Genomic DNA, 12,377 nt, shown 5'->3' with positions numbered 1-12,377 from the left:
AACTATCTATTAAATGAAGGAAATTAAACTAGACAGCCACTTTAATTGTGCAACCTTAACTATGCCATAAGATCTACTTTTTAGGTTAAAAACTTACCTTTCCTTATCTATTTCTTTCATTTAACTCATTAAATAAAACATTACCGCTGTTAAACCTAAATTACATGCACGAAAATAACTGCATGATGCAGTTGTGATTTATTACTAAATACTTTTACTGAGCAGTTTAAGTCTATGCGAGTAGCTTTTCACATTTACTGGTGTTCGCTCGCCGTTTTCTATTTAAATTTTCACAGTAGCCGGCTTGTGAGGGTGGTCTCCCCTCTGCACTATGGAATACATGTGTAAATTGGGTTGTGAGTTTTAACCAGTTTTCTGGCGATATATTCACTCTTTCTAGTAAAGGCAAATATGTACTTTCAATATACCCTCGCTTATCTTCTCGTATACAACGTCCTGTTAATTCAACAGGTTCAAGGTACGATTTAAGCTCAAACGGTAACCCTTTTGGCATTATTTGACGCGACATACCTGCAAAGCGCAGTAACTGTTTAGGTTGCTTACCTTCTGTTGCGCTTGTTAAACGCTTTTGAACACTGGTATGGTCCGATTCTTCAGGAGTATTAGCCATTTTCGCTCTAATGGGGTTTCAGTCTACATACGCCATACATGCTTCAAGTGCAGCTTCATCTAATAAAGCTTGCGATTTAAAGCGACCTTCCCAGAATCGGCCTGTGCAGTTATCTACTTTGTTTGCTTTGCGCGCAATGTCTTCATTTAATAATCGCATAAACCAGCTAATACTTGATAAACGTTCGCGGTATTGTTTGACTGTTTGATTAAAAATATGAGTTCTATTTGGCTTAGCTTTTCGCCCTAGATGTATTTTTGTGTAATCAACGTACCTTTACAAAGCTTATGCCAGCGAATAACAATCGCTTTGTCATTCAGTCTATTGGCTTTCTTATCATCTACATACAAGACTAAGAGCGTATGATTACTCATTACGGCATAAGCACATACATCAATACAAATACCTTCGCTAATTCAAGTAACTTATCTTCAACCCAGCCTCGTCGATGTTCGTAAGACTTCCCCGTAAAATGGTCTTCACCACATAAAATGCGCGGCGAACACACCGTGAAATACAATGATAATATTTTGTATCAACTAAACTTACTTGACGCTTTCTTGCAATTGCCATAAGACACCCTGCTTATTTTTGCACTGATAAAAGCCTAGTACTTAGTTTGCCAAACTGTAAAATTAGGATGGGTGTCTAGTTTATTGTTGTAATAGCGGCAATACATAGAGTCACGCTCGTCTGTCGCAATTTCACTTCTGAACTTTTCATCTTGCTTACCTCTGTAAGCTGTTTCAGCATACTGCTCAAGCATATTCTATTCCTTTACTATCATTGCTTTGCATTTCACCATTTCTCAACCCTAGAGTAACAATAAACTTAGGTGATGAATAACGACTAAGTTTGAATTCCTTTTATGATTGTTAAAGGTCAATATTAAGAATGGCTATTTACGGTAAACCACAGGTTAGCTGGATAAATAACCGCTTGGCTTTGTATTTCCAATTAAGTGTTTCTTTACGCTCTGGTTCGGCTGTCCAGCGTTGCCACGGCTGGGTGATTTCGGGCTGGGGGGCATCGTTATACCAATCTATTTTGTATGCCTCAGCATATAGCTCATCATATATTTCGGTTTGTTGTTTAAAGCTCATATCACGCCAATACACTTCTGGGCGATTATTGTGTGTATCAAACTCAGCGGTAATTGGGTCAAGGTGCCTGTAGCCTTCGTATTCTGGAATGTCAGGTAATGGCTTGGTATTATCCATAAAACGCACTAGGCGCTCCCAAAACAACAAACAATAGATAGGGTTTTGTGCAAGTTCAGTGACCACTATGGTCATTTTGGTATCTGGGTATTTATCTCTGTCTTTGTGCGATATCACCGGGAAAAAGGCACGAGAACCTCCTTGGTCGGTGCTTTGGTTTACCAATACACATTTCATATCACGCCAATCAAAACAGCAATTACCAAATTCATCCCGCTCGTCACAACCAGGAATATCGAAGGTATAGCCCACTTTACCTGTTTTGCGGTCAAAATAGGCTAAATTAGGTGTTCTTATTCTCCCCCAAACCGGCATAAGGTTTAAAAATAATAAGTTCCAGCCCAGCACTAAGTATAGTAACCACCAATGAAAAGTGTCCTCCTCTCCATGAAATGGGATTAGCATAATATCTAAAGCAACAACTAAACTCCCAACAAAGCCTAAAAACATGGGTCCTAAAGTTAACGCTCGCCAACCATCATTACCGCATGAATGTACCTGAAAACGCTGTGAATCATTTAAATATATTTTTTTTTCTTCAAATAACCAGTGATGCAATAAACACACCCCTTTAAATTTCTTTTCTAATTCAAAGTCGAGTTCTTTTTTGAAAAATTGATTAAAGATTGTTTTTCTAGGTAGAGCTCCACCCAAATATTTCAATATACTCATAATACTCCTTTATACAATCCATGGATTTGGATAGCTTGGGTTCTCGATTGGTGTTGCTATTGCCTCAAAATTAAGCGGTAGTGTGAGGTTTTTATCATATCTTAGCTCTGGGAACGGCCTTACCTTATCGATTTTAAGTAGCTGCCTTGGGTTATCAAAAACAATGTTAATGGTATATAGCGCTTTAATAAGCTGCCCCTTTTCATCATGCACTGGTTGGTATTCTTTTATGCCTGTAACGCCTGTATAATTATAATTTTTATTCTCAACACTATGAGGGGTTAACAGGTTTTTTAACTTGTAGCCAAATTTAAGTGCGAGTTCTGACTCCCCTTTAATAAAGTTAGGGATGCTCACCTCTACTGTGTATTGATTTTTAGTGACTTCGGTATAATCCGCTTTGGGTGAAAACAACACTGCCACAATAAATTTATGGTAACTATCTGGATTTGAAAAATCATTATACTCAGCACCATGATCACCGAGCCATATACCTTTTTTATTTTTTGCAAATGGGCCAAACTTACACCACTTTTCAGCTTCAGTATCCATTAGGCTTACCGCTACAATTGAGAGGACAATACTGCCTAAAAATAACCCCCAGCCAATGGGGCCCATGCTTACGAATATTGCACCATAAATAGCCGAGGTCATGCCCATCATACCGGCAACCATATTCACTGTTGCGGCATCTCGGTCATGCTTATTCCACATTTCGACCGCATCAGCCATTTGCACGCCAGTCATGAACACTCCCATAATGCCACCAAAGGTTCTTAAATAAGTAAACTTAACCTCACCTTTAGCAAATTTAGCAACCTTAGAAGCTGCCGTCTCCAGCCTTGCTTTTGTTAAAACGCTATTCCCTGCTGCTGATGAGTAATTCTCCCATACAGAGCCAACGGCTGCGATAACTCCACCTATTACAGCAATATGTTTTAGTCCTTTATAAAGTATATCTTTCCCTTCAAACTCCTTTTCATATTCTGCGTAAATGTAATAGGCGGTTATGCCTGTTAAAGCGAGCAGTGCAATTGATGAGCCTCGCTTTGCTTCAAACCACATTTTACCAAAATTATTTGGTGAGACCATTCGGGCTGCCACTGCAGGGTCTAAATCGCGGTTATGCTCATATATAATACTTGCTGGAGTATCGCCTGCGGGAGCGGTAAGTACTTTACCTACAGTACCCGATACCGTTTTAAACGTGCCTTGAATATCATTGACCTCGTTGAGCATTTGCAATATTTCTGCGCGTACTTGTTTGAGCATATAAGGCTGACCACTTTGCGTTTTAAATTGAGCCGCCCCTTCTGGGTGCATATCCATATGGAGCTCGCGGGCAATGGTGATCAGCTGGTTGCTATTAACGGGCTTACCTTTTGCTATACTGGCTAATGCATTTTTAAGCGCAGCTCGCCCTTTCGTTGATTTTATTTTTTCAATAAGCGGGTGGCGCACAAAGCTCATACTTATGATCATTCTATCACTGGGCACAGCGTCCATATCATGAAGTTGAATATCGTGCAGTGGTGATACGTCAAAGCTTTTAGCTAATGAGCCTACTCGGGCATAAAATAAGCGTTCCTCACGCCCTGCAAATGCTCGTTCTTTAAAAATTCGTTCCCAATACATGAGTGTTTCTGAGAGAATTTTTTCAATAACCGAGAGCAATCGAGACTCTACAAAAAGTGCTGGAATGTCTGGTTGTTTTAGCTCAGCATTTTTTAACTCTTGTTGCAGCTTTCGTGGATCAAAAGCCCCGAGCTCTTGGCCTATTTTATCTTCATCTGCGGTGGCTGCACTTAAGTTTTGCCCGTATAAGTCATCATTTGGGCAAAACTGTACATTGAGCCAAGAGCTGTCATCCCCCACTAATCCCTCGTTATAAGCTTTACCGTTATTGAATAACTCATTTAATTCGCTTGATAGCCGCTGTTTTTCAGTGTCATTAGTTAACGCGGGTATAAATGCCGGTATGAGTGTGTTGGGTAACATTAAGCTTGCTAATTGCTCATGGCAAAACTCAAATGCAAACGGATACCCGCAAGGTGATAACGTGGAAAAGTCACACATTACGGCTTGCCAGCTAGCAGGTGACTGAACTAAATTACTCGAACATATATTACTAAAAGGTTGATCTGATTGGCTGCATTTCGACTCATGTAAGCCTTGTAAATGTTTACGTGCTGTAATGTAATTATCTAAGCGCTCAATGATCCAATCAGGATTTAAACCAACTAAGTATTTTTCTAGCTCGTCGGGTGATAAATGTCGACCAGCATCACGGGCTTGTTCACTTTGCTCATCTTTTAATACCAATGTTGGGTATTCAACTTGCCTTCCTGTAGGAGGGGTTGTGAGCTTGGTTTCCCATAGCTTTTCATTTAAAAACAACTGATGGGCAAGCATTGCTGATTTGTAAAATGGGTTACGCTGCAAAATAGCTTGATGTTCTTTGAGCAAGTGTAGCTCATAGTCAGCATCCAATTTTTGTGACTGCGCAATACCCACTAAGTCATGAACATAAATACACGGCTTACTATTTGGTGCCCCCATATTCTCTATACTTGCCCAGCTTGGGGCACTCGTTAGGTCGATAGATTGCATCCGCGCCGCACGATTATCCGTTGCTTGATTTATGTTTTCACATTTTGATAACTGAGGGCTTTTATCAAAGCGAGTATCGCTTGGCCACATGCCGCCCATTTTGTTTATATAATCCCATGACCATTGCACTCTCGAAAATGCAATTTGTAAATCGGGCACATCAGCACTTGTACTTGTAGATAATAAACCAATAGCTCTAGTAGGAATGACTAACTCAAATGCATTAGCGGTATTAAACGAGCGAAAGTTTTTGTCGTGATATAGCCTTAAATCAACCTCACTTAATGCACCTTGTGGTAAGGCGGCTACTTCACGCCATAAAAATCCATTTATAAATATATAAAAATAACCAATGGCCTCATTTTCTCCCAGTTTATCTTTTCCTTTAAACATTGGAATAAATTCAGCATTACCTGCTTTACTTTTATCAAGGCTTGGATCCTTAAACACCAATAAGTCGACCGCCACTAAATCTGGCAACTCTACCATTTGTTTAGGGGCAGATTGCTTTTGAGTCGCGGCTTGGCCATACGGGATCACACAGACTTCACCGCCTAAAGTTGGCATTTTTAAATCAAGCGCACACTGTTGCGTATCATCAGCAATTTTAGGCTTATGAACATATTGTACCGTCAAATTATTCTCCTTGATTTAACATGCGTGAAGATTTCTGCCCGCCTTGCGACACTTCAAAATGACCTTGCCCTAATAATTCAGAACTGGATGGTGCATTCACGTTGTAAACAGCCTCTGCTGGGTCTTCGCTTTCTGCGCCTAAATCCCTCACTTGCACACTTAACCCTCTTGGTGATGCGCCACCTGATTGCGCTAGCGGCATAGGTGGGGTGTTTTTAGCGTTTGATATCATTAAATCGCCTTGGCGTACTGCGGGCTTACCTTCAATCAGCACATTAAATGAGCCTAATATAAACTCGGCTTTGCCGTCGTTTGTACCGCTTGCAATGCCTTTTTTATCGCCGGGTGAATCCCCGCTACTTTGCGAAAAGTAACTTTTTATATTACCCGCGCCATTACCATTTATTTTTACTGAGCTTGCTACGCTTGTAATATCGCTTGTTTGCGCTTTGTTTGCGTAAGGAATAGGTATAACACTTGTGCCCACGGTGGTTAAACACACATCAATAGTGGTTAACTTTCCGCCGCTATCTGTGTGTACTGCCGTTCGGCCATTAATTAATACATTTTGACCAGACACGGTGGCCACTTGCGCGGCTTGCGCTTGCGAATCTTTAATTAATTGCGCTTGAGTGCCGGCTTCCCAACCTAGGTGGCTTGATACTAAATCTAAAAATGCTTGGGCATTGGTAATGGGTTTATTAACATCCATATTGGTTTGCGACTCATTCCACGGCAATATGGGCTCGTTTTTTTGGCTATCCCATTGTGGGGGTGGAATTATGTAGTCGGGTATGAAGGTATTAACCATTTCACCGAGTGTTTTTTCGCGGTATTTGGGGCGGCCAATTTCGGCTAAAAATGCGGCGTCGCCGCTGGCTCTGTCTTCAAATATGGCTATGCCATTTGCTTTTCCTAACGCGCCATTACTTCGGGCGCTATTATTTAACCCTAATAAAGTAGGGTTATTGTGTCGCCATGTTACAGAGCCACCGCTGCGTACATCGGCTGTGAGTGCATCAATATCGTATTGCACAGTGCCTGTTTGTTTACCTGCCATTGCATTAATGTAGGGCATTAAGTTTCACTCCTTGAAATTTTTATTAATTGATCACTGGGTGAATTAAATAATAAAAAAACATGCGGTAACCCTTTATTTAGTGGGTTATTTAAATAGCTATTTGCGAGGGCAAGCCCTGCAGGGTCGTTTGCAACACCCTGATAGCCAATCGTATTATTTAAATTGGCAAGTTCTATTAGCTCGTCTTCTGGGCTATAGAATGTTTGTGTATTTGCAAACCATTTTTTTTGCCATGCTAACGAGTCTTTACCTGCAAATAGGTAAGTATTATTAACGCAAGCCTGTGCTTGGTTGAGCTGCTCGTTTATTTCACCACTATAAAATTGTGCGCTAAGGCTGCCTTGTAAATGAGTTAGTAATGCGTATCCACCTTCACCATTTATAATACCAGGCGGGCCGTTTAATACTTGCACCGCGTTATTTTTGGCCTGGTTACTTACATATTGGTAGCTTACACACGAATCTACTGCAATTATGAGCGTATCGGGCGCTATGCTTTTTAAATCAAGCGTTGTAGTTTGGTTAAAGTCGGGCACTTGCTGCAAAATCACGTCAGACAGTAGTTCAGCGAGTGTGTCGTTATCGATAACAGGGTTGCCTAGTTCGTCTTGAGGGAGTACAAACACAATTTGGCTAATGCGCGACGTTTGCCTAAGCGTGGGTATATCAATATGTTCGAGTAATTGGCTTAATAAAAGCAGGCATTTAGTTTGCCTGTCTAACTGAGCTAGTTCATCTATTTCGACCATTATGTATGGGGCATCTAAGCTTATGTCGCATCGTATTAGCGCTTTGCTTGGTTTAGAAAACAGCATTTGGTTTGCAACCGCTGTGTACAAGCTGCTGGCAGCGGATCCCGTTGCATTTATGTGGCAAAGTACATCAAACGTCATTGTTGCTTTCCTTTTTTGCCACAATTATTTGGCTATTTTCTGCAACATTTATTGCATCAATATGCCCTCGCCATAGTAAAGAAAACTGCTGAGAGTCTGAGTCAATAACCAGTGTGTCGCAGTGCATGGCCAATGTATGCCTATTAAATGTATTCACAATTTGTACTATGGGCTCTTCAAAAGGAAGGTTTACTCGCTGTTGCTGGCCATATTCTTGCAGTGGATACAAACCCGATAGTGTAAAAGCCCAGCCTTGTGTAAATTTTTTATTTACCCGCTGATCTATCGGTGCGGTGTTATTAAAAAATTCGTTAAGCTGCGTTTTAAATGGGTAGTTACCCGCCATAAGTGCTTTTTGATCTATTTCTGGTATAAGTTCTACCCGGGGTGACCAATGCGATGGAATGGCCGAAAAACTGGCAACCGGTGTTGTATGGCTTGGCTTACGTAAAAGCGCTGTTGCATATTCAATACACGGTAATTGCTGCCCTACCGCGTGTTTATTTTTTAGTTTATAACCGCTGCCTAATGGGTTTTCTAGTAAGTAGTCGGTATCGTCATTGAGGTTTTTGCCACCAAATGCATGGCTGTAATCAACAGGCGTTGGTTTAATTATGAGTGGGTCTGTGGCAACGGGCCCTAACAATGAGCGTTTCCAAAAGCGCGTGCCTGTAACACGTAAACGTTTATTAAACAGGGGCTTTGTATGTTCATAAAGAGCAAGCTCCACCTCTATTACGCGGGCTTGTTTTACTTTTGGCGGATAGGCTGTAAAGTTGCCATACACTTCAAAACCCGTTTTAAATGCAACCTGTTCGTTTACTTCACTAAGTGATGAGTTATCGGGCTCGTTGTAATAATCATCTGCTAATATTATTTCGTCACCCGGATTGGTTGGTGTGACATTACCTTGCTCGTCAAACTCAAAGTTTTGTTTAACAAGCACTACTTTAGCCTGCGTGCGGTCGTGCAACCAGCCATCAAAAAAGCTAGCCTGCCAAGGAGAGAAATTATTAAGCATTTGTAGTCTCCTTTACAATTTGCTGCCATTGATTGGCACTCAGTAATAAATGATATAAAGCGCACGCTTGTTGGGGCTCATAATGTGTAGCTAAAACACGTTGTACCACTGTTCCACCCAGGCCTTTTAACTGCTGAGTGGCATTGCTGCTTGTAAAGCTTATGCCATTGAGTAACTGCTCTCCTGGGGTGAGCGCAAAAGCTTGCCTTGCGTGTTCTGCATCGTCTAAATTTAAGCCGCTTTGAGGGGCTATACCCGTATTTACTGCTGACATTTTGTCTGCTTTTGCAAGCTCACGATTGGTAATGGTTAGCCATGCAGCGTAAGCTGGCTTTTGGGTTACCCCTTGCGCCATTAAATTAATAAAAAGAGGCAGTGCCCGCTTATAAACAAAGTGGCTTAATACATATTCACATTGGTCTGGGTTGGCTTTACAAAATAAAAAACACGGTTCGTCCCAGCGGGGATCGTTAGTAAAGCCAGCTAATGCAAGTAGCTTAGCTTTGTGTGAGTCATCACTCGTTTTTGCAAATACTTTAAATAACATGTCTGATACATGGTCAGCTTTAGTGCAATACGCATTCACTAAAGCGGCATACGCAATGTTAAAATTGGGGTGCAGCATGGCGCTGTTTTGCTCTGCCTCCCCCAACGACTGGGAAAAAAGTAAGGTAGTTATGCTTTTATCAAGAACTTCTTTTTCACTTATAAGGCTATTGCGCAGTGCTTTGTTTTCACTTATTTGCCAGTAGCTTATTAAATACTTTAATAAGGTGTAGTAACCCAAGTTTTCTGTCGACTTTAACTCGTCAAACGTTTCGTCGCTATTGCGAGTGTGTTCAAAATTAAGCGTTTGTATAAGTAGGGTGTAAATATCGCTGTGTTCTGCATTATTAAGCGCAAGTTGAATAAATTCATCGAGCGTTAGTGTGCTAACCTCAGAAAGGTTTTTGCCCGAAAAGTAATCTGTTGGCGCTTCACTTTTTAAGTCACTTAATGTGTATAAGTGGTTAAGTAATTGGCTTTCAATCACGTTTAAACGCGCAAGCGAATACACCCCTTGCTGTTGCAATTTTTGTTTATGTTTTAGTAATGTGGTTAAACGTTGTTTGTGCTGTTTAACTTTGGTGACCTGTGCAAACATAGCGTTAGTTAAGCCTAATTGGCCAACCAGCCAAGGTTAGGTCTTGCTCGCTGTTTGCCGTTATATCTTGCCCTTCGAGCACAATAGTACCGTCAGCAAATATTTCTATTAGGCCCTTAGCTGTTTGCAACGTTATGCTTTGCTGCGCTTCAATTGTGATGTGCCCTTCGCTGTTTTTTATTAGTGCCGCAGGGGCTTGGTCTTCACTTGCCAATACCGCCGTTACTACAAACCCTTGTGAGGTATGAGTGAGTAGTACGGTGTCGTTAGTTTTACATGGTGTTATGTGTGCAGCCTGCGCGATAATTTCATGGGCTACATTGTTTATCAAAACGGCTTTAACCTTTCCTAAACGGTCAACACGGTTCACTAACGCAAGTATTTGCTGATCATTAAAAATACTTTTAACTTGTGCACTCATTAAATTACTCCTTTAACTTAGTTGTTACTAATTGCACTGCCTTTAATAGCTATATTAGTGGCGCTCAGCGTTATATTAGTGGCATCAATCGTTAAGTTGCCCGCTGCATCTATTTCAATACTTGCTCCGCCTTGGCTTAATTGAATAGAGCCCTGACCATTGGCTTTTATAGTAATGTTATTGCCACTATTGAGCTCTAAATCGCCCTGTGGCGCTTGAAGTTCAAGGTTTCCGTCAACAGAGTAAACACTTACATCTTGCTGGGCTTGCACTTTAAGCTCTTGCGCTGCTTTTAATTCTAAACTGCCGTCGGTTGCTTCAATGCGCGTATTGGCCGTCGACTTTAAACTTAAATCGGCTGCTGAGGTGACGGTAATATCACCTTCACGCGTTTGAATTTGCAGGTTGTTTTCAACACGGGTAGTAAAGTTATTTGCCACGGTAAAATTAGCGTCATTTTCAGCTACAAATTGCAGGTTTTCTTTTGCCGAAATTTTTACGTCACCATCAACCGACTTAAGCGTTGCTTGATGTGCACCGTTTGTTGCATCAAGCAGTAACTGATTTTTATTATTTTTATTGGCAAGGCTTATTTTTTCTTCGCCTTTCTTGTCGTCCATTACAAAACTGTGCCCCGCTTTGGTCACCAGTTTGTTTTCTGTTGGGTTTTGGCTTGTTACTGGGTTAGGCGCATTTTGATTATAAAGTGCCCCCAAAATAATGGGCCTGTCTAAGTCGCCATTTTCTCCACAAACGAGTACTTCTGTGCCCTGTGTTAACGGAAAATGCATGCCATGGCCACTGCCCCCATACGGTTGCATTAAGCGTGTTGAGCGACTTTCTTGCCCTTCGCCATCTTGGTTAAAAGGCAGCTTTACAACGTAATTACCTTTGTCATCTATTTCTTGTTCAATTAATGCGTTAAAGGTTGCAAATACTCGTCTGGCGGGAATTAATGGAGCTTTGTACACTTGGTCAACACTAATTAAGTACGCTTGGTTTTTATACGTTAGGCCTTTAACATTAGAGCCATATTCAACGGCTGCATTTTGGCTGCCTTTATGCTCAACACGTGTTACTAAGTATTGCCCATCGTGCTCTGGGTGGTCATAAATATTTAAGCGCATGCCAGGGCGTAAAGCTCTGCAATCGGTATCAACTATTATTTGCTCTCGCTGGCAATCAAACGCCTGCTGCCTAATGGTTGCAAGTGTTTGCCCATCTCCTGATTGCGCATAGTTGTCGCCATAATGGCTGTCTTCACCAAACCCTGTTACCGATGCACTATTATTTTGCGATACTTGTAAATTTCCTGGTGCTTGGTAGTTGTAGTCGTTTAAGTGTGTACTTTGCACAAACAATTGTGCTTGCCTGCTTATCGCAAATATTGATTCACTTGTTCTAACTTGCCCCGAAGGCGGAATGTAACTTAAATTAACCTCATCAAATTTTTGCGCAATATCTTTAGAGTCATTACATATATGCAGTGTACAGTCACCGCCTGTTTGCTCAATAAAGCTATACACAAAGCCGTATTTACGCATTAATCGGGTTACAAACTCGTAATCTGTTTCGTTGTATTGAACGGTCATATCAAGCGAACTCGAACTTGCCTGAACACTTAATTTTTGAGTAGGAAACCCTGCTTTTTTAAACACACTGCTAATTATTTTACCTGCATCCATGGCAGTAAATACACGGTTAGAGTGCTGATGTTTAAGGAGCGTTAAATGGGAGTTCATGACCAAGGTATAATGATACCCTTGGTGACTTTGTCCATGAGCTATAAACCCGCTAATTAATCCTGATATAGTGCGGTCAGTCATCGACCACACCATAGAAAGCGATACGTCTTTTCCTATTAACATATCAGACGTTAAATGCTCTGGGCTCAAAACTTGGATTTTAAATTCATAGTCTTCACATAAACGATCGTTTTTAGACTCAAAGTCGGTTACATACACCATGCCGTCGGGCATGCCTTGTATTGCAACACTAAAATGACTTGAGCTGGCTTTTAATTCGTTAAATACGTCCATGAATCCCAT

General features: G+C 41.1%; 9 protein-coding genes and 1 pseudogene. All 10 read right to left on the bottom strand.

What is annotated here, in order from left to right:
- Positions 1-232 precede the first annotated feature (232 nt).
- Positions 233-1,204: pseudogene (locus AC27JL_RS04330) on the bottom strand (transposase).
- Between the two features lie 34 nt (positions 1,205-1,238).
- A complete protein-coding gene (locus AC27JL_RS04325; protein WP_487194898.1) occupies positions 1,239-1,397 on the bottom strand; it encodes a hypothetical protein in 159 nt (52 codons plus the stop codon).
- A 136-nt stretch (positions 1,398-1,533) separates the two neighbouring features.
- On the bottom strand, positions 1,534-2,523 hold the full coding sequence (locus AC27JL_RS04320; RefSeq protein ID WP_487194897.1) for a hypothetical protein: 990 nt from the start codon (positions 2,521-2,523) through the stop codon (positions 1,534-1,536).
- Between the two features lie 9 nt (positions 2,524-2,532).
- On the bottom strand, positions 2,533-5,769 hold the full coding sequence (locus AC27JL_RS04315) for a hypothetical protein (RefSeq protein WP_487194896.1): 3,237 nt from the start codon (positions 5,767-5,769) through the stop codon (positions 2,533-2,535).
- A 1-nt stretch (position 5,770) separates the two neighbouring features.
- Positions 5,771-6,847, bottom strand: a complete 1,077-nt coding sequence (locus tag AC27JL_RS04310; protein WP_487194895.1) for a DUF4150 domain-containing protein — start codon at positions 6,845-6,847, stop codon at positions 5,771-5,773.
- A complete protein-coding gene (locus AC27JL_RS04305; RefSeq protein ID WP_487194894.1) occupies positions 6,847-7,743 on the bottom strand; it encodes a hypothetical protein in 897 nt (298 codons plus the stop codon). The genes AC27JL_RS04310 and AC27JL_RS04305 overlap by 1 nt, the downstream gene beginning before the upstream one ends.
- Positions 7,733-8,764, bottom strand: coding sequence for a DUF2169 family type VI secretion system accessory protein (locus AC27JL_RS04300; RefSeq protein WP_487194893.1), 1,032 nt, complete (start codon positions 8,762-8,764; stop codon positions 7,733-7,735). Before AC27JL_RS04300 ends, AC27JL_RS04305 begins: the two co-directional genes overlap by 11 nt.
- Complete coding sequence (locus AC27JL_RS04295; RefSeq protein ID WP_487194892.1) at positions 8,757-9,908, bottom strand: hypothetical protein; 1,152 nt, start codon at positions 9,906-9,908, stop codon at positions 8,757-8,759. The genes AC27JL_RS04300 and AC27JL_RS04295 overlap by 8 nt, the downstream gene beginning before the upstream one ends.
- A gap of 4 nt (positions 9,909-9,912) precedes the next feature.
- Complete coding sequence (locus AC27JL_RS04290) at positions 9,913-10,329, bottom strand: hypothetical protein (protein WP_487194891.1); 417 nt, start codon at positions 10,327-10,329, stop codon at positions 9,913-9,915.
- 17 nt (positions 10,330-10,346) lie between these two features.
- A complete protein-coding gene (locus tag AC27JL_RS04285) occupies positions 10,347-12,368 on the bottom strand; it encodes a type VI secretion system Vgr family protein (protein WP_338109307.1) in 2,022 nt (673 codons plus the stop codon).
- Between the last annotated feature and the right edge of the window lie 9 nt (positions 12,369-12,377).

This window comes from Pseudoalteromonas sp. 4NS20-0020, from assembly GCF_057554385.1.
The sequence above is the reverse complement of the archived record's forward strand: the minus strand, read 5'-3'. Positions and strand labels throughout refer to the sequence as shown.